The organism is Crocinitomix algicola (assembly GCF_001661595.2).
Taxonomy (GTDB): domain Bacteria; phylum Bacteroidota; class Bacteroidia; order Flavobacteriales_D; family Crocinitomicaceae; genus Crocinitomix; species Crocinitomix algicola.
The window spans coordinates 41,883-60,427 of sequence record NZ_LYPF02000030.1 but is presented as its reverse complement, the minus strand read 5'-3'; the positions used below and the strand labels follow the sequence as shown (position 1 = coordinate 60,427).

At 35.1% G+C, this 18,545-nt stretch carries 18 protein-coding genes; 2 read left to right on the top strand and 16 right to left on the bottom strand.

The features are described from left to right. Window positions 1–187 precede the first annotated feature (187 nt). Together A8143_RS16030 and A8143_RS16025 are read left to right on the top strand one after the other, a co-directional pair. Window positions 188–2,770, top strand: coding sequence for an FtsK/SpoIIIE family DNA translocase (locus tag A8143_RS16030; protein ID WP_066759963.1), 2,583 nt, complete (start codon window positions 188–190; stop codon window positions 2,768–2,770). Between the two features lie 42 nt (window positions 2,771–2,812). Continuing rightward, window positions 2,813–3,457 (top strand): LolA family protein, encoded by a 645-nt coding sequence (locus tag A8143_RS16025; protein ID WP_175437560.1) that lies wholly within the window; start codon window positions 2,813–2,815, stop codon window positions 3,455–3,457. 30 nt (window positions 3,458–3,487) lie between these two features. Here the strand turns inward: A8143_RS16025 and A8143_RS16020 are convergent, their stop codons facing one another. The 16 genes from A8143_RS16020 to A8143_RS15945 form a co-directional block, all read right to left on the bottom strand. Then, window positions 3,488–4,894: an FAD-binding oxidoreductase gene (locus A8143_RS16020; protein ID WP_066759961.1), complete on the bottom strand. Its 1,407-nt coding sequence runs from the start codon at window positions 4,892–4,894 to the stop codon at window positions 3,488–3,490. 20 nt (window positions 4,895–4,914) lie between these two features. Further along, window positions 4,915–5,256, bottom strand: coding sequence for an STAS domain-containing protein (locus tag A8143_RS16015; protein ID WP_066759960.1), 342 nt, complete (start codon window positions 5,254–5,256; stop codon window positions 4,915–4,917). A gap of 195 nt (window positions 5,257–5,451) precedes the next feature. Continuing rightward, window positions 5,452–6,384, bottom strand: a complete 933-nt coding sequence (locus A8143_RS16010; protein ID WP_066759958.1) for an aspartate carbamoyltransferase catalytic subunit — start codon at window positions 6,382–6,384, stop codon at window positions 5,452–5,454. Continuing rightward, window positions 6,385–6,927: a bifunctional pyr operon transcriptional regulator/uracil phosphoribosyltransferase PyrR gene (gene pyrR, locus A8143_RS16005; protein WP_066759956.1), complete on the bottom strand. Its 543-nt coding sequence runs from the start codon at window positions 6,925–6,927 to the stop codon at window positions 6,385–6,387. It abuts the gene before it with no gap. 314 nt (window positions 6,928–7,241) lie between these two features. Then, window positions 7,242–7,586 (bottom strand): translation initiation factor, encoded by a 345-nt coding sequence (locus tag A8143_RS16000; RefSeq protein ID WP_217494827.1) that lies wholly within the window; start codon window positions 7,584–7,586, stop codon window positions 7,242–7,244. A 1-nt stretch (window position 7,587) separates the two neighbouring features. Further along, window positions 7,588–8,403: a glycerophosphodiester phosphodiesterase gene (locus tag A8143_RS15995; protein ID WP_066759953.1), complete on the bottom strand. Its 816-nt coding sequence runs from the start codon at window positions 8,401–8,403 to the stop codon at window positions 7,588–7,590. After that, the gene (locus tag A8143_RS15990) at window positions 8,357–8,866 is read right to left on the bottom strand and encodes a hypothetical protein (RefSeq protein ID WP_066759951.1); all 510 of its coding nucleotides are present in this window, start codon (window positions 8,864–8,866) and stop codon (window positions 8,357–8,359) included. Before A8143_RS15990 ends, A8143_RS15995 begins: the two co-directional genes overlap by 47 nt. Window positions 8,867–8,868: 2 nt before the next feature. Beyond that, complete coding sequence (locus A8143_RS15985) at window positions 8,869–10,407, bottom strand: TIGR00341 family protein (RefSeq protein WP_066759949.1); 1,539 nt, start codon at window positions 10,405–10,407, stop codon at window positions 8,869–8,871. A gap of 6 nt (window positions 10,408–10,413) precedes the next feature. Next, window positions 10,414–12,576 (bottom strand): hypothetical protein, encoded by a 2,163-nt coding sequence (locus A8143_RS15980; protein WP_139134403.1) that lies wholly within the window; start codon window positions 12,574–12,576, stop codon window positions 10,414–10,416. Between the two features lie 175 nt (window positions 12,577–12,751). Beyond that, window positions 12,752–13,381, bottom strand: coding sequence for a hypothetical protein (locus A8143_RS15975; RefSeq protein ID WP_139134402.1), 630 nt, complete (start codon window positions 13,379–13,381; stop codon window positions 12,752–12,754). Beyond that, window positions 13,378–13,623 carry a hypothetical protein gene (locus A8143_RS15970; RefSeq protein WP_066759943.1) on the bottom strand — a complete coding sequence of 82 codons (246 nt, stop codon included), beginning with the start codon at window positions 13,621–13,623 and terminating at the stop codon, window positions 13,378–13,380. The genes A8143_RS15975 and A8143_RS15970 overlap by 4 nt, the downstream gene beginning before the upstream one ends. A gap of 8 nt (window positions 13,624–13,631) precedes the next feature. After that, the gene (locus A8143_RS15965; RefSeq protein ID WP_066759940.1) at window positions 13,632–14,648 is read right to left on the bottom strand and encodes a threonine aldolase family protein; all 1,017 of its coding nucleotides are present in this window, start codon (window positions 14,646–14,648) and stop codon (window positions 13,632–13,634) included. Between the two features lie 2 nt (window positions 14,649–14,650). Beyond that, entirely contained in the window at window positions 14,651–15,292 is a 642-nt protein-coding gene (locus A8143_RS15960; protein ID WP_066759938.1) for an O-methyltransferase, read from the bottom strand. Between the two features lie 97 nt (window positions 15,293–15,389). Further along, complete coding sequence (locus A8143_RS15955; RefSeq protein ID WP_066759936.1) at window positions 15,390–15,755, bottom strand: heavy-metal-associated domain-containing protein; 366 nt, start codon at window positions 15,753–15,755, stop codon at window positions 15,390–15,392. A 17-nt stretch (window positions 15,756–15,772) separates the two neighbouring features. Next, on the bottom strand, window positions 15,773–17,995 hold the full coding sequence (locus A8143_RS15950; RefSeq protein WP_066759934.1) for a TonB-dependent receptor: 2,223 nt from the start codon (window positions 17,993–17,995) through the stop codon (window positions 15,773–15,775). 57 nt (window positions 17,996–18,052) lie between these two features. After that, entirely contained in the window at window positions 18,053–18,511 is a 459-nt protein-coding gene (locus A8143_RS15945; RefSeq protein ID WP_070138577.1) for a hypothetical protein, read from the bottom strand. Between the last annotated feature and the right edge of the window lie 34 nt (window positions 18,512–18,545).

Below are 18,545 nucleotides of genomic sequence, written 5' to 3'. Positions count from 1 at the left end.
CAACGCTTCATAATCAGCTTCTTATAAACATCGAATTTAAGATTTTTTTGGGAGACCACGAAGAATTTCTAACATTTATTTGTTGACAGATGTCTATATCACCTCCTTATAATAGCATAATTAACCCTTACCTTCGTTGTTAGCATTTTTGTTGCATACACTGTAATATTATAAGAGGAGCTATACGATGACAAAGACATCTAATAAATATGTAAAGACGAAGGGGGAGAAAGAAGCACCTATCGGGGAACAAAAGAAAACACAACGTACTAATAGAAAAAAATCGAAAAAAGTAAAAAAATCAAAAGGCGCTGAGCGAAAATTTAATTTGCTAAAACCTTTAGAACAACTTTTTTCTAAAGATAACAGAAAGCTAAATCTAACCGCTGGTTCAATCCTCATGTTGGGCGCCGTTTATTTATTACTGGCTTTTGTATCTTACCTTATCACATGGAAAGCTGATCAAAGCCTAGTCATGGATCAATCGTTATTCAGTTTCATATTTAATACAGATGAAATTGAAATTGGCAATCATTTAGGCAAGTTCGGTGCATGGATGTCTCACTGGTTCATATTTTCGTGGTTCGGTTTAGCTTCATTTTTTGTTCCAATCATTCTAATTGCCCTAGGTATATTTTTACTTTTCAGAGTCGAAGTCATGCCTCTAAAGAAATTTATTGGTCGTGTTATTATAGGTATGCTTACAATTTCACTCGTATTAGGTTTTTTCACCGTAGATAGATCTTTCCCATATGGAGGGCTTTTCGGTTTTCAATTTAACGAATGGTTAAGACTTGTTGTGGGTAGTTTTGGCGCTTTTTTATTTTTAATGGTTTTGTTATTCGTTGTCATCGTTCAAATGTTCAACCCTAATTTCAAGAAACTATACCAACAATACAATCCTTTTGCTAAATCAGATAACAATACTAATTCAGAAACTATTCCTACCGGCGATATCATAGCCGTAAACACAATAAAAGATGAAGAGATAAAGAAGGACGAGATAAGTGAAGTAATTTCATTTGAAGATGAAAAGGATGAAGAAGAAGATGAGATTAAAGAGTCTACAGATGAAACATTCATCACGGAAAAAAACGTAGCGTCTGAATCGATGGAAGAATTGAATGATGATACAGATGAATTCGAAATCAATATCCCAAAAGAAGAAACAGAAATTGAGCCAGCCTTAAATATTGAAATAGAAGAAAATCAGGCAGAAAATGAACTGAGCAATAAAGACGTGAACCATAAACTCAAGGAATTTGGAGAATATGATCCTACTTTAGATTTATCGAGCTATAAACTACCTACACTTGACTTATTGGAATCTTATGGCGGTTCACAACTTAAAATCGACAAACAAGAATTAGAGAACAATAAAAATAGAATTGTTGAAGCGCTTGGCCATTACAAAATTGAAATCTCAAAAATAAAAGCAACTGTAGGTCCCACTGTAACCTTATATGAAATTGTGCCTGCCCCGGGTGTAAGGATATCTAAAATTAAAAACCTGTCTGACGATATTGCTTTAAGCCTTGCTGCCAATGGTATTAGAATTATTGCTCCAATTCCAGGAAGGGGAACAATCGGTATCGAAGTTCCAAATGCAAACCCCGACATGGTAGCTATGCGTACTATGATAGCTTCGGAGAAATTTCAAAACTCTGACATGGAGTTACCAATTGTAATTGGAAAAACTATTGCGAATGAAACCTTCGTTTTTGATTTAGCAAAAGCACCTCACCTACTTTGTGCTGGTGCAACCGGACAAGGTAAGTCCGTAGGTTTAAATGCAATTTTGGTTTCAATTCTTTATAAAAAACATCCTTCGCAAGTAAAATTTGTGATGGTTGACCCTAAGAAAGTAGAATTAACACTCTATAATAAGATAGAAAGACACTTTTTAGCTAAACTTCCAGACGCAGAAGAGCCAATTATTACGGACACAAGTAAAGTAGTGAACACCATGAATTCGCTCTGCATTGAAATGGATGAGCGATATGAGTTATTGAAAAATGCTCAAGTCCGTAATATTAAAGAGTACAATAAAAAATTCATACAACGTAAATTAAATCCTGAAAACGGACATCGCTTCTTACCCTACATTGTGGTTGTAATTGACGAGTTTGCCGATTTAATAATGACCGCAGGTAAAGAAATTGAGCATCCAATAGCAAGGTTAGCGCAATTAGCACGTGCAATTGGTATACATTTAATTGTCGCTACTCAACGACCATCTGTGAATGTTATTACGGGTATGATTAAAGCCAACTTTCCCGCGAGAATTGCGTTTAGAGTTTCTTCCGGTGTTGACTCTAAAACTATATTAGATTCAATGGGGGCAGAACAACTTATTGGTAGAGGAGATATGCTCATCTCATTTGGTAATGATCTTACTCGATTACAATGCGCATTTGTAGACACACCGGAGGTAGAGCAAATCTGTGATTATATTGGTAATCAACGTGCTTATCCTGACGCGTTAATCTTGCCTGAATATGTAGGCGAAAATGAAGAAGGTGCACCAGATGTTGATTTGGATGACCGCGATACATTATTTGAAGAGGCAGCAAAAATACTCGTTACTCATCAGCAAGGTTCTGCGTCCTTACTGCAACGAAAACTAAAAATTGGATACAACAGAGCAGGTAGAATTATTGATCAAATGGAGGTAGCTGGCATTATTGGACCATTTAAAGGCAGTAAGGCACGGGAGGTTTTGGTTGCCGACCTTGTAAGTTTAGAACTTTTTTTGGCTGATATTAAATAGAATTGGCATAGAATTTGGATATTTGTGATGAAAAAAAATAATATGAAAAAAAGCATAGGAATATTAATGGCAGTTTTGTTTGTAGGAACTGCAATTGGTCAAGATCAGAAGGCAAAAGAAATACTCGATAAAGTAAGCTCAAAAACCAATGCTTATGAGAATATTGCAATTAGTTTTGAGTTAAGAATAACAGGACAAGATGGAAATGCTCCAATAACCGAGAGTGGCAAGGCATCTTTAAAGGGGGATAAATATAAAATTGAACTTGAAGATCAAGATATTTATTGTGACGGTGAAACGATTACAACGCATTTAAAAGAAGACCAAGAATGCTTTACTTCATCTGTGGCCGATTCTAAAGAAGAAGGAATGGTTTCTCCAAGCGAAATTTTAACGATTTGGGAAGACGGATATAAGTATAAATATATTCAAGAAACTACTTATAAAGGGAAAGCTGTACACCATATCAATCTTTTTCCTAAAGATGCAAAATCAAGTAAATTTTTTGCGATAATATTAAAAATTGATAAAGAAAAGAATGAAGTTGTTTCCGTACTGGTTAAAGGCAAGGATGGAATGAATATGAAATACATTCTCACAAGTTTTAAAAAGAATATAGAAATGTCAGATTCACTTTTCGAATTTGATCGGGCCAAACATCCGGAAGTGGAATGTTATGATGAATAAAAATACAAGGGAGTCGATTGGCTCCCTTTTTTATTGAAATATCTTACCAGGGTTTAGAATATTATTTGGATCGAATAGTTTTTTAATTCCTCTCATAAGGTTCAATTCAATTTCACCAAAAGCAATATCCATATAATTTTTCTGGACAAGTCCAATTCCATGTTCTCCAGAAATCGTTCCTCCTAATCCAACAGTTAATTCAAAAATTTCACGAATAGCTTTAGGTAACTCCTCGTTCCATTCGTTATCAGTCAAATCACCTTTAATAATGTTGATATGCAAATTTCCATCACCTGCATGTCCGTAACAAACTGAATGAAAACCATATTTAACTCCAATTTCTTTTACACCTTTCAATAATTTGGGTAATTGAAATCTAGGAACCACTGTATCTTCTTCTTTATATACCGATTGAGATTTAACAGCCTCCCCCACTTTTCTTCTTAAATTCCAAAGTTTATCTTTTTGCGCAGCTGAATCTGCAAATAAAACTTCACCAGCTCCAAAAGACTCGACAATCGCCATAATTTTTTCACAATCCTGCATTAAAATGTCCTCATAATTGCCATCCACCTCAATTAATAAATGGGCCCTTACGTTATCTGGAATTTGAATAGAATCATCATTTATAAAATTTTTGGTCCATATTAAAGCATCTCGTTCCATAAACTCCATTCCACTTGGAACAATTCCTGCTTGAAAAATTGCAGCAACCGCCTCGCAGGCTTTTTCTGCGGAATTGAAAGGTATTAAAAGAAGCATATTTTTAAGAGGAAGTGGTATTAATTTTAACACCGCCTTAGTTATAACCCCCAGCGTACCTTCTGATCCAACAATTAATTGTGTTAAATTATATCCAGTCGCATTTTTTAACACATTAGCACCGGTCCAAATAATTTCACCAGTTGGGAGCACAACCTCTAGGTTTAGTACATATTCATTTGTAACGCCATATTTAACAGCCTTAGGACCTCCGGAGTTTTCTGAGAGATTTCCTCCGATAAAACAAGTACCTTTGCTTGCAGGGTCAGGAGGATAAAATAATCCTTCATCTGCTACTTTTTCCTGCAATACTTGAGTAATCACGCCTGGTTCGACTGTAACCTGACCATTTTCGGTATCAATTTTTATTATTTTATCAAATCGCTCCATTGACAGAGCCACACCTCCAAATATAGGCAGCGCACCGCCACTCAAACCTGTTCGTGCACCTTGAGGTGTCACAGGTATATTATTCTGGTTTGCGTAAGCCAAAATTTCAGCTACCTGAGCGGTATTTTCTGGTTTTAGGACGACGGTAGGATTATACTTTAAGTCCTCAGTTTCGTCGTGATTATATTTATCTTTTGATACTTGATCAGCGAGGACGTATTTCTCGCCTAGAAGGTTTATAAAGTACAAAAAATCTGTCTCATCTAGCTCTTTGTATTTACTCATTACACAGAAAGTGTTTCTTACTAAGATTCAAAAAGCGCTGAAGCTTCTTTGCTAGAACCAACTATATTAAGCACATTATGTAATTGTGAAATTTCGACGAGTTTTTTTACGTTAGGTTGTAACCCAGCTAAAACAAACTTCCCTCCTGAATCTTTACACAATCTATTTCCAATTAAAATAGCGCTCAACCCGGAAGAATCACAATATTTGGTCTTTTCTAAGTTTAAGACAATATTGTTTTCAGAATTTTTGTTCAACATTAAGAAAAGGGATTTCAGCTCTGGCGATTGGCTCGCATCCAACTTATCAACTTGGGAGTTTACTTCTGTATACTTTTCCTTTTTTTGCTGATTAAAACTCATAATTTAAAACAATTTCAGTTACGTCTTCTGTTTATCTGTTTTTTCCTCCCTAGCCTGAAAGAAATAAAAAAAACATATGTAAAAAACAATAGTCTCAAATTTATCATTTTTTTTAAAACATCAACTTCAATTCATCAGAATTATTGAAGAAATAAGCGTTTAGTAGAAGTTAAAACCTCTCCTACCAAAACCAAATTAACGATTAATTTGAGCTGCTAGCAAATAGATTACCGCCATTCTCACAGCCACACCGTTTTCAACTTGCTGTAAGATAATCGATTGCTTTGAATCAGCCACATCTGAAGAGATTTCTACTCCTCTATTTATTGGACCCGGATGCATTACTATGATTTCTTTTCCCAAACTGTCTAAAAGTTCTTTTGTTAGTCCAAACTGCATAGAATACTCTCTTAAAGAGGGGAAAAATTGTATGTCTTGCCGTTCGAGTTGAATTCTTAACATATTGGCAACATCACACCATTCTAAAGCCTTTTTCAAATTATGTTCAACTTTTACTCCTAATTCGTGAATATGTTTAGGTATTAAAGTTGTCGGTCCACAAACCATGACTTCAGCTCCTAGTTTTTGGAGACAGAAGATATTTGATAAGGCGACACGCGAATGCTTAATGTCACCCACGATAACGACTTTTTTACCTTTAAAATCAGTTCCTAACTGTTCTCTAATAGAGTACGCATCTAACAATGCTTGTGTGGGATGTTCATGCGTTCCATCACCAGCGTTTACAACTGTTGCGTCAATTCGTTCGGATAAAAATTTAGCAGCACCTGGATTTGGATGTCTCATGACAACTAAATCAACTTTCATTGCTAAAATATTGTTTACGGTATCAATGAGAGTCTCTCCCTTTTTCACAGATGAACTTGCAGCTGAAAAATTAACTACATCTGCAGACAATCTTTTCTCTGCTAACTCAAAAGACAATCTAGTTCTTGTCGAATTTTCAAAAAAAAGATTAGCTATTGTAATATCGCGTAGAGAGGGGACCTTTTTGATTGGTCGATTAATCACTTGCTTAAAGCTGTCAGCAGTTTGAAAGATTAACTCGATATCCTCTTTGGTGAGGTCTTTAATTCCGATTAAATGTTTTACACTTAAATTGTTCATCTATTTACTTTCCGTATATAAAACTACCTTATCCTCTCCTTCTATTTCAACCCACTCAACTGATACCCTTTGACTTGAAAGTGTATCTACCGTCCTACCCGAGTAATCTGGCTGTATAGGTAAGTGTCTTTCAAACCTTCGGTCAATTAACGTTAATAATTCTACTCTATTTGGTCGTCCAAAAGCAAGTAGCGCATCTAAACCGGCTCGAATTGTTCGACCTGAAAATAACACATCATCTATGAGCACCACGTTTAAATTTTCAATCATAAAATCGATATTTGTGACGCTAGGTATAATTGGTTGTTCCCTTCTTCTAAAATCATCCCTATAAAACGTAATATCCAGTTGCCCACATTTTATTTCTGTCCCTAAATCTTCTTCAAGAATCGACCTTAAACGAGCTAGCACATGGATACCCCGTGGTTGTAAACCAATTAATACTGTATTTTCAAAATTTCCGTGATTTTCTTTCAATTGACTCGCTAATCGCCTCAGCGTTATTTCGAAGTGCCTGCTATTGAGAATGGTTCTTTTATCCATTGTTTTTCGATTAAGCAAATGTAATATAATTCCTTCAAAACACAAGAAACAAAAAAGGGAAAGAATGAGTTTTTATAGATTTCAATTTGGATTAAGAATTAAGAATAGCCAATCAATCAATAAGGTTATCACTTTAAGTTATTTATCGATTTTAAGCAAAGAAGTAACTTATCTTTGAGGTAGGGTAAAACTGGCATCATTGTCAGTATGGTATGAGCCCCGATTTTAGACTTTTTTTTATTTTCATAGGGTTTAAATTGGTTAAAAGGATGCTTCACATCCGACGTCTAGAATCGGGTTAGCTCATGCTGATCTTAAGCACCGCCACTTTGTTTAGCTTTATATCCTTCTGTTTTTAAAATTTCAAGTACTTTTTTTAGGTGATTTCCTTGCACCATAATTTCTCCATCCTTAACTGCGCCTCCGACGCCACATTTCTGTTTAATGGTTTTCCCCAACGCTTTTAAATCATCTTCCGTTCCTACAAAACCTGTTATCAGTGTAACTTCTTTACCTTTTCTTTGTTTACGATCAATTGATACACGCAGATTTTGCTGATTGGGAGCTAGAGTTTCTTCTACTTCATAATCATCATCCTCGTAGCTGTAGTCTGGATTAGTACTGTATACAATATTTACTCTCTTTTTCTTATTCCCCATTTTAATAATAAAATTTTCGTGTTGCTGCAATATTATCAGATATAATGTCGGTAGGGTTAAAAACGCTTACTTTTCGAATCTCTGCCTTAGTTTTAATTCCAAAAACCATAAAATCAATACCCGATTGTCTCAATACCTTCGAATTGTTTTCATTTAAAGCAGCGAGTTTAATTGCTACTTTATCAATTAAGCCATCGTTAAAATAAGTTAAGCCTAATTTGACATCATCATTTTCAAAGATACGGTTAACTTCTGTATCTTCAATTATTGTCAGCAAATTAATAGCTCTCGAATTAATTGAAACATTAGCTTTGTTAAGATTTTGAATTTTTGATAAAGCTTTATTGAACGCTAAATTAAAGGCTTCAAAATCTACATAGTTTTCTTTACAAGCGTTAAAGTGTTTCAAATCTAAACATAACTTTTTATCACGGGTATTAGTCCATTTTAGAACCTCTTCTAATTTTAAAATTTTATATTTCTTAAAGTAAGCCAAAGATTCTATTTCTTCAAAGTCGGTTTCTGAAACGCAACCAGAACCATTGGTAGATTCTTCTAAAAAATCTTCGTGATAAATAACGAGGACCGAATCTTTTGTCATTTGCACATCTACTTCGACACCATCTGCATTTAGCACATCTAAGGCATAAAGAATTGATGGCTTTGTATTTCGCGGAAAAACTTCCCGTTCTGGCGAAAGCGAAATTCCTGCATGTCCATAAATAACGGGAATCGTATAGACTTCTTCTTTATGACAACTATTGATTCCACTACTGAGTAGAACCAATATGATAAATAAAACCGAATGCCAATTCATAATTTACATAAACAAAATTATTTGCAATTTCAGGGTCATCACTCTGTAGCATGTTTATTGTGCCTCCAAACCCCAACCCCAAATTTAGTGACCATTTTTGAGCAATACGTCGTTGTCCACGCAGCGTCAATCTAGGATTATAAAGCCATAAACGGTTTTCATCTTTTAATTCTGTAAAAGCGTCGATGGCAACACCAATAAAAAGCGCGTTTTGAGTTGATTTTCGAAGACCATATTCATAGGCCAAGCTTAATCCAGGAAAATCTTTTTCAAAAACCAAATCGGGTTCGTATAATCGTGCACCAATACTCACTACATGATTCCTTTTTACAAATTCTGTCCCTAATTCATAGAATAGCCCTATTCGATTTAATCCGATATTTGCTTCTAAACTGTATTGAATTTGTGAATGACCATTCGTGTAGAAGAAGATTGACACCAAAAAAATTAATCGATCAATCATGCTTAGTAGTTTATCACACTTACAGAATCAAGCTGAATGTTTGCTTTTTCTTTGAGTTCGAAACAAAACTTCTTATTCATACGAGATTTTACTTCTTTCTGCTTTGCTTTATCCACGTTTCCTTTAAAGTTTACAGCAATTACATAGGTTGTATCCATTTGTTCTTGACCATAGGTAAATCCCCTATTAATAGTAACATTGTTAATCTCATTATACTCCGCTCTGAACGAACGCAATAAATAATCGAAGTCAATTGGATCTTTCTGTTTTTCTTGTTCTGCTTGATAGCGCTCAAATCGATCCTCCATTTGACTCACGAGTAACTCTTTCTCCTTCAGCAAATTTATCAGCTCGTTTTGATTCCCAGATAGCCCTAAAGCTTCTTTAATTTTTTTATCCATCATTGCAACATCATCCTGTCCTTGGAAGATCTTGATTTTAGCATCTTCAAGGTTGTGATTTTTTAATGATCTATTCCAAGTACCAAGCATTGTCGAGTCAATATAGGTATTTAAAAATGACAATTCGATAACAGAACCGCTCATGCTAAATTTTGGGTTAACAGTTACAATCATATTTTCTTCTGAAGGTCTTACAACTTGATCAACAAACTCTGTAACATTTGATTCAAAAATACTTTTCTTCGTCATTTTGTAAAATAACCAAGCTGAAGGAGCAATAATTATAACTAAGAAAATTACGATATAATTTTGTACTTTTTTCTCTACTTTTTCACTCAGATATTCTCTTTTAGGAAATCTCAAATAACGTAGGAGCATTACTGTCGATAACGCAATAAATAAGGAATTCAATAAAAATAAATAAGAAGCCCCTAGGAAATAAGTCCATTCTCCATTTGCTATTCCCCAACCGGCTGTACAAAGGGGAGGCATTAAGGCCGTTGCAATAGCCACACCGTTAACGATTGTATCATTTTTTCCATTCGCGGATGCAATAATACCAGCCAAACCACCAGAAAATGCAATAATAGCGTCCAAAAAATTAGGTTGTGTTCTGCCCAACAACTCAGTTGTATGAATATCAATTGGTGTGATTAGGAAATATACGATTGAGGTTACTAAGGACACTCCCACCATAACGGCAAAGTTTTTAACCGATGAAATTAGGAGAGGAAAATCATTAATTCCAACTCCAAAACCAATTCCACGAATCGGTCCCATCAACGGAGAAATCAACATGGCGCCGATTACAACCGCAACTGAATCCATATTCAATCCAACAGAGGCGACAACAATTGAGCATATTAAAACCCAAACATTGTATCCTTCGAAAACTATGTTTTCTTTGGCCTCATCGATTACTTTCTGAAATTTATAATTACCATGCCTTAAAGAAAGTATAGATTTTAAAAAGTCTAACGTACCTGACGCCAACTCTCCCAAATTGCTATCAATATTAATTTTTGTAGGATCTTCTTCTATCGTTTTCCAATCGGATGAATTATCCTTATTTTGATTTGATTCAGCACCTTCATTACCATTCTTCATCTTCTCATTTTCTTCATCAAATTTGTTTTCCATATTATTTTATGATTTTAGTAAATCTAATAATTTCTTTAATTCGATTTGGTTTTTAGAATTTAAAAATGTTCTAACGATATCATTTTTTTCTCGCTGGGTCAGGTGCCAACTTAACGCGATTTTTTCGGTTGGATCTTTTCTAAGGATAAAAGTTACCACATCAATAGGTAGCCCTTTTATCTTGGTATTTTCAATTAACTCCGTTGCATTAAATTCTTGAGATTGATAAAAGTTACCATAAAAATTAGAAAATGGTTTTGTTATACGATCGTAAAGTGTAAACTCACCGTTTCCGACCATATCATAATCTTTGTCAATATCCCTCATTTCAACAACAATTACACCACTGGTATTCGACTTTAACCAATCTTGAAGTCCAGCAATATATCTCATGGTACTTTTTGTTCCATAATTATCTCTAATTCCAGCATCCATCACATGTATTTCAGGGGAAGTAGGAAGCGCTACCATAGGGAGTATGTATGGGAATGTTGAATTCATTCTCAACACAGATGTGAATTTAATCTTAAGTGGGTGATGATCTTCAAAAAGCTTGAGGTATTCAATATTTTCGGGACCGATGTTCTTTTGCTGGAATTCAGTTCCATTTAAAAATGAATAAGGTTGCGTGCCGATTATTAACCTTCTTCCGTCGTTGATTATAGTAGGCGAAAAAATCATTAATGGAATTTCAGCACTATTTTCTTTCGATTGATAAGCCAACAAGGTTTTATCCATTAAAAAATGAGTGTTTTTATTGAGCTGATTTTCGAAAGAATATCCCCGATCTTTTAGATATTCCTCGCCCTCTTCTTCATATCTTCGATATCTTAAAAAGATGTCATGGGAGGCCAAATTAAATGCTACTCGATTTAGTAAATCCCTAGAAATATCGTCTAAATAGTTTTGCCTATTAGCCAGTCGTTCTGCAAAATGTGTAGAATTATAGACATCTCTATAATAGGCTGCACCCACCATTCCTCCTGAAGCCCCTGTTATTAAATGAGTACTTTTAAAAAAAGTTCCTCTCGTTTTTTCATCAAGTTCTTGAAAGAGATAATGTGTCCACATAGCTGCACGCAAACCTCCACCAGAACAATTGACTATGATCAATTTTGGTTTTTTGTTTTGTTGCGCCACAATCGCCTTTTTCTTCCAATTCTCAAGAATATTTTCATGTATTTTAATGTCATTCACCAACACTTCTTGGCTATACTGAATTTGCTTTAACCTTTCTAAGTTATATGGTGAACGCTTATTATAAGTTAAACCGTATGCCTTATTATCGGATTGCAAAAAACCAGTCCCTTTTGAAAAATAATTCAATGAGATCAACGACAAAACGATTAGGCTTGCAGCCCACGTTCTAAACCATGAATAAAATATTGTGACGACCATTAAGATAATAGTGCTTAACAAGAAAAAACTTGCTCCAGAAGGAATCACAACTAAAGAATAATCTTGAAACAACCCCATTACGATAAAACTTACTAGCAAGGCTAGTTCAAAAAAAGATGCGTTCAAATGGTTTTGCCTAAAAATATCCCGAATGACAGTGCGGTCATAATGTTTAGATTGTCTAGCGCGTGCAATTTTGAAAAGTCCTCCAAAATAATGGTTCGGTTGATAAGTTACATTTGGATGATGGTGAAACCAAAAATTTTCTCTGGTGAATAAAGTTCTCGCGCGACTATACAAACTTCGTCCCGCCTTCTCTTGCTCTCGTCGTCGTTTTAGCTTAAAAACATCCAAATTCGTTTGAAAAAAATAGAGTACAGAGAGAATAATAAATAAAATTATACCGGTTGTAAGCGCTACAATTTCGAGGATAACTTCAGATAACGATATCAGCTCTTCATTGCATTGCACATCGTAAATATTAAAAACGAGTAAAATGTAAAGAAGCAATGGGAAGAAAGAGTTATTAATCGAAAATTTATAAAAAGGTCGAGAAAATGTAACGAGAAAGGGAAAGTAAGGACCTAGAATGATATAACTATACAAGTGATAGGCCATAAAAAAACCGCCAAGAGCAAAACCAAGTATTAGGTATGACATCCAGCTTACCTCTCCTAAATACTCCGGAGAAAGGAAGAGGTAAGGAATCCCGTATTTGGTCCCTAAGTTTTGCGATATAATTCCCATAAAAACTATCCATATCCCCACCATAAAATGGCTTTTTTTCAACTGAATAAGAACCAGTTGAAGCGGAAAAAAACGGATTATATTTAAGAATAACTCCTTGATTTTAGACATTATAATGAATCGCTTTAAAATGCTTAGCAAAGCTAATTGGAATAACGAATTAAATGGTTAAAATCATAGCCTTATATTCAATAGCGGATCATTTTCCCCAAGTTAAAGGACCCCCACAAGCTACTTTTAGCCGGTAATTATAATTATAACCAAATTGACTTAATAAACTATCTTGAAAAGGATTCCAATTATAATTCCGATCTTCACAACGGTAATTAAGCGCTAGAATCAATGTATCATAAACCACTGCGAATATTGGAGGAGTTTTAATCCCTGTGGTATCCTGATTTAAATTGATCATTTGACAATCTTCTCCGAAACAATCAAGCCAATTGTATAAAGCATTTTTTGTTTTTGCGGTATCACTAAATGTATAATAATGCAGCTTCACTCTTGGATTAACTTCTATTTCGTCGTAATTAACCTTCTCTCTACTTTTAAACTCAACCTTTACTCTCCGATTAAATGAAAACCGATCAATTGGATGAAACTTTTCAACTGTAGCTGTATCAAAAACAGACATTTGCGAGACAATAAATTGGTCAATTTTAGTTTGGGGAACACTTACTGCCGAATCTTTTACTTCAATGGTATCCTTATCTTCCAAAACCCCTGTTTCACCTACCAAATCTTCAAATGAAATTTGCTCCTCCTTCTCTGACTTGTTTCCGCAAGCAACTATGAAGCCGAAAATACTGATGAAAAATAAATACTTCATTTGCATTGAATAGATAATTCCACCGCCTCTTCAAAACTCAATTCCTCCATATCTTCAGGATTTGGGTAAGCTTTGATTGCAGCATTTAAATAACAATTACAGTATGATCGAGAACCTCCTTCATTTCGACAACGATCAACCAGTTTATCTTTTTCTTCTTTAGACCAATCTCCTGTAGCACAGGATGTCACGCCAAAAACGAGGCTAAACCAGAAAACAGCTATATTAAAAACTCTATTCATAATTAAACCTAAGAAATATGTTTTTCTAAAAACTCAATATCTTTCATTGAAATATCCAAGTGCGTGGTAAAACGCACCCGACCTTTACCGAAAGGTACGCATAAAATGCCCCTATCTGCAAGTTGATTTACAATAGTTCTTTCACAAATTCCAGGCTGCAAAACTCCAACCACAATATTCGTTTGCACAGGTAAAACCTTATCAACCCATGCTTGTTTTGACAAAATTTCACCAACTCTTTTTGCATGATCATGATCTACTTTCAACCGTTCGATATTATTTTTTAACGCAAACAAACCTCCTGCGGCTATAATTCCCGCTTGTCGCATTCCACCGCCAAAAACTTTGCGCACCCTTCGCGCTTTATCGATGAATAACTTTGAACCAAGTAATAAGGATCCAACAGGTGCACCTAAACCTTTTGACAAGCAAATTGAAAGAGTATCAAATTGTTCGCCATATAATTTCGGGTCCACGCCACTGACTTGCAGCGCGTTGAAAACTCGAGCACCATCTAGGTGAAGAATTAATTTTTCCCTTCTACAAATTTCGGCGATAGTTTTAATGTCTTCGAAATTATAACAAAGTCCTCCTCCGCGGTTGGCCGTATCCTCTATGCTAACCATAGCTGTTCGTGGGTAATGCGGGTCATCCATTGGATTTATGTTGTCAATTATTTCATCAGGATTTATTCTCCCTTGATTTCCCCGAATAAATCGAACTGAGGCACCTGAATTTTTTGCAATTCCTCCACCCTCATAACGATAGATATGTGCCTCTTCATGGCAAATAACCTCATCCCCTGGCTGGGTATGAACATTAATTGCAATTTGATTAGTCATCGTACCTGATGAGCAGAACAATCCGGCTTCTTTACCAAACATATCAGCAGCAAAATTTTGCAATTCATTGATAGTGGGGTCATCTCCAAACACATCGTCACCAACTGCTGCTTCCGCCATAAATGTCCGCATTTCCCTACTCGGTTTTGTTACCGTGTCGCTCCTAAAGTCAACCTTTTTCATACCTATAATTTTCTCAACGCCATTATTCCGTCTCTAATTGGAAGTAAAACATTTTCTACGCGATTATCATCATGCACTTTTTGATTAAATTCATGAATTGCAATTGTACTTTTATCGTTCTGTTTAATCGGTTCCACCACTTTTCCACTCCAAAGGACATTATCTGCTAAAATAAATCCTCCTGGTTTTACTTTATCAATAACTAGGTCAAAATAATTACTATAATTTGGTTTATCAGCATCAATGAAGACTAAATCAATTCCGTTTGGTAATTCTGGAATTATAGCCGTTGCATTCCCTATTCTAAAGTCGATCTGATTTCCATATTTAGATGATTTAAGGTACTTTTCTATAATGCTATCCAGTTCCTCATTTCTATCGATGGTAATCAATTTCCCATTTTCTTTTAATCCTTCAGCAAGACATAGCGCTGAATAACCTGTATACGTTCCTATTTCCAAAATGTACGCTGGTTGAATCATATGGCTAATCAAACTTAGAAATCGACCTTGAATATGCCCAGATAACATTCGAGGACTCATTATTTTCAAATGAGTTTCACGATTTAAATTCGCCAATTCTTCTGATTCCGAAGTCGTCAAATTTTCAATATACTCTTCAATCTTTTCTGGTAAAAAATCCATTATCCTATTTTGGTTAAAAATACGTAATAAAACAAAGCGCGGCATAAAAAAAGCTACCGTGTTTCACGATAGCTTGATTCTTTTGTTAATGCATCAATTAATCCCTGCTGCAGTGTCCTGCAGACTGACAACATTTCGGCAACTTATTAAAGGCTTCTTCGTTTCGTTTCGTTTCTCCAGCATCATAACCGATACCCGCAATCACCTCTTTCACTTGTTTTTCCGATAAATGTTTCGTTTTATATTTAACAGTCACCTCCTTTGTCTCAAGATCTAATTCTGCAAAAACAACCCCCTTGGTGTAATTTAACTCTTTTTCTATTCTTTCCTTACACTCTCCACACACCGCACTCGTTAATACTTTAATTGTTTTCACTCCTTTACTATCATTTGATGTGTTAAAAGTGAATGATGTCAGTGCAAATAACACGATTAAAATTCCTAAATTTTTCATTGTTTTCATTTTTAGATTGATTATTATTATTTTTTCTTTTGTTTTATTGCAAAATGTATTCCAGCATAAATATTTACTCCACTAATAGGCGCCCATATTTGAGTAGCATCAAAGTAATTACCAAACGGATCATTTGCCGCAATGATTGCATCTTCTTGAATTATATTCAGCAAGTTTTCACCCCCTAGGTAAATACTAAACCGTCTAAAGTTGTATGTGATTTGTGAATTAACGAGCCAGTAGGCTTTTGAAATGAGTTCTCTTTGATGTTCTATAGGATTAGGCGACAAAGATGGCAACCTTTTTTGGCCAACCCAATTTCCCGTTAAATCAAAACTCCATTTTTTATTTCTTGTCTCGTAACCCGCGTTCAATAAAACGCGGTATTTAGGTACGAAAGCTTTTTGTTGTAATTCGCCGTTAAAACTTGCACGAACATCATAGTATTTAAAAGCGCTTCTTAATTCAAACCCTTTCAATGGCTCAACGGACAATTCTGCCTGAAAACTATGTGCAAATGACGTCTCATTAGTATTGTAAACATGAATTTCATTTGGAGCCACATCCAAATCCACTAATAATTGATTAAAAAAGTGCGTGTAAAAGTAATCAGTTGTAAAACTAGCGGCATTATCAAACATGATGAATTTTTGAGTATAAGTAATTCCCGCTGAAACACCATCTTCTGGTACGATATTAGGATTTACAATCCATTGACGATTACTGGCCATATATCCGTTATAATCGGCGAAAGGATTTGGCACACGATATCCACGTCCAACACTAATTCGAATTGCATTTCTTTGGTTAATATTCCATTTAGCATGCATTCGTGGTGTAATCAATGGTCCATAAAGGTTATGATAGTCCCCTCTAAACCCGGCCACTAAAATAAATTTATCCAACCTATTATAGGTATATTCTAAATATGCTCCCGGTACGATTTCGGTTTTAAGAAATACAGAGTCATTATATCGTTGTGTATAATCATCAAGAATGAAACTGGCTCCAGTTTTGATATTATGGTTCGTATTACCAATGATGTCACCATAAATTGTGTTTAGGTAAATTTTCTTTTGCGTTCCGTCGTATTCTGAATTCCCAAATTGGTTATTCATATGGTGGTACTTGGCTTGTGCAATTAAACCCAAACTACCAGCAGGTCGATTTTTTAAGAAATAACCATTTTTAGCGAACAACTCAATATGCTCGGTATTGAATGATGCATTCCATTTTGGATTGCTAACGTCAAAATTAGAACTTCCAATTTGTCCCCCTTCTTTATCGGCATAGGTAGCTTTTATACCAAATTTGGCTTCAGAATTTTCACCTTCAAAATTCCACCGATGCATGAAAGCCCCTAATGTTCCAATGGGCATATCTCTAAAACCATCTTTATTGACATCTGACTCAAAAGACTGATGTGCAACATGAGCAAAAGTCATTGTCGACCATTTGGGGTTAAGTACTTGCGCACCATGAAGATTTAACTCCATCCTTCCAAACTTATTCCCATACATATTAACATAGAGCAATTCAGATTCATTTGGTTTTTTTAGTTCCAAATTAATCATTCCGGCCATCGACTCATATCCATTTAAAACGGAACCTGTACCTTTAGTTATTTGAATAGATTCAATCCACGTTCCCGGTGTAAAGTTAAGCCCATAAGAAGTCGACAATCCTCTAACAAGCGGGATATTTTCCCATTGCAGTTGGGTATAAACACCATCTAAACCTAGCATTTGGATTTTCTTTGCTCCAGAAACGGCATCTGTCATATTTACGTCTACTGAAGCATTGGTTTCAAAGGACTCCGACAAATTACAGCAAGCAGCTTTACGGAGCTCTCCCGTACCAATAGTTTCAACATGTCTTGGATCCATTAAATCGATATGCTTACCTACATTTTTCGCAACAACTTCGACACCATCCAAAACTAAGCCTTCTTTTAAATTAAAGGTATAAACTTCATTCGTATCTTTAATTTCATAATAAATGGTATTGTAACCTGTATAACTGATGATTAGCGTATCTGGTAATTGATTGACATTGATTTTAAAATTTCCATCAACATCTGATAAGCCCAGATTTGCATCTTTTACCCATTTTAATTTTACTCCAGGAACTCCTGAAACTTCTCCTTTTTTTGGTGAGGTGACCACCTTTCCTTTTATTATTTTTGATTCTTGGGCAAAAATTGGAACTGCTAATATTAAGCATAGCCCCAGCCCTATTTTATAGATCATGATTTTACTTTTAAAATTTGATTATACTCGTTAACTTTCTCTAAAAAGGAAAGGGTATCAAATTAAAAAAGATTGAATTAGAACGGGTATGTCCCGTGGTATAAGAGGTGGTTGATAGGTAGGCTCAACCGTTGAATGTGTTCTTAAATCCTGAAAAAAGTAAAGGTTATAATTGAGGATTAAGATAGCTGTTGGTATAGCAATGGATTTGGTAATCGTCAATTGATTTTCACCGGAAAATTGAACGGTTTCAGTATCACAACAATTCTTAGTCCCTTTTTCAAAATCCTTTAATTCAGAACTACTCTCTTTTTCATCATGGCATCCATCGTCCGCCTTTTCGTGACATGATTTTTCCTGCTCATTTACCATTTGAATCATTTCACAACAGCAGTGTATTTCTCCGAACAAAGCTAAATCGGTGATCTCTCCTTTACAAAAATGGACAGCTACAGTATTCCCGAATGTTGTCACTGAGAATAAGCAAAATAAAAATATCGCTTTCAAACGTAGCATAAAACAAATTTAGAAAAGATTCATCATTTCACTG

Bases quoted from the DNA above. Each gene is read 5' to 3' on its own strand.
- A8143_RS16030 (WP_066759963.1), top strand. From the start codon at position 188: ATGACAAAGACATCTAATAAATATGTAAAGACGAAGGGGGAGAAAGAA.
- A8143_RS16025 (WP_175437560.1), top strand. From the start codon at position 2,813: ATGAAAAAAAGCATAGGAATATTAATGGCAGTTTTGTTTGTAGGAACT.
- A8143_RS16020 (WP_066759961.1), bottom strand. From the start codon at position 4,894: ATGAGTAAATACAAAGAGCTAGATGAGACAGATTTTTTGTACTTTATA.
- A8143_RS16015 (WP_066759960.1), bottom strand. From the start codon at position 5,256: ATGAGTTTTAATCAGCAAAAAAAGGAAAAGTATACAGAAGTAAACTCC.
- A8143_RS16010 (WP_066759958.1), bottom strand. From the start codon at position 6,384: ATGAACAATTTAAGTGTAAAACATTTAATCGGAATTAAAGACCTCACC.
- pyrR (WP_066759956.1), bottom strand. From the start codon at position 6,927: ATGGATAAAAGAACCATTCTCAATAGCAGGCACTTCGAAATAACGCTG.
- A8143_RS16000 (WP_217494827.1), bottom strand. From the start codon at position 7,586: ATGGGGAATAAGAAAAAGAGAGTAAATATTGTATACAGTACTAATCCA.
- A8143_RS15995 (WP_066759953.1), bottom strand. From the start codon at position 8,403: ATGAATTGGCATTCGGTTTTATTTATCATATTGGTTCTACTCAGTAGT.
- A8143_RS15990 (WP_066759951.1), bottom strand. From the start codon at position 8,866: ATGATTGATCGATTAATTTTTTTGGTGTCAATCTTCTTCTACACGAAT.
- A8143_RS15985 (WP_066759949.1), bottom strand. From the start codon at position 10,407: ATGGAAAACAAATTTGATGAAGAAAATGAGAAGATGAAGAATGGTAAT.
- A8143_RS15980 (WP_139134403.1), bottom strand. From the start codon at position 12,576: ATGGTGGGGATATGGATAGTTTTTATGGGAATTATATCGCAAAACTTA.
- A8143_RS15975 (WP_139134402.1), bottom strand. From the start codon at position 13,381: ATGAAGTATTTATTTTTCATCAGTATTTTCGGCTTCATAGTTGCTTGC.
- A8143_RS15970 (WP_066759943.1), bottom strand. From the start codon at position 13,623: ATGAATAGAGTTTTTAATATAGCTGTTTTCTGGTTTAGCCTCGTTTTT.
- A8143_RS15965 (WP_066759940.1), bottom strand. From the start codon at position 14,648: ATGAAAAAGGTTGACTTTAGGAGCGACACGGTAACAAAACCGAGTAGG.
- A8143_RS15960 (WP_066759938.1), bottom strand. From the start codon at position 15,292: ATGGATTTTTTACCAGAAAAGATTGAAGAGTATATTGAAAATTTGACG.
- A8143_RS15955 (WP_066759936.1), bottom strand. From the start codon at position 15,755: ATGAAAACAATGAAAAATTTAGGAATTTTAATCGTGTTATTTGCACTG.
- A8143_RS15950 (WP_066759934.1), bottom strand. From the start codon at position 17,995: ATGATCTATAAAATAGGGCTGGGGCTATGCTTAATATTAGCAGTTCCA.
- A8143_RS15945 (WP_070138577.1), bottom strand. From the start codon at position 18,511: ATGCTACGTTTGAAAGCGATATTTTTATTTTGCTTATTCTCAGTGACA.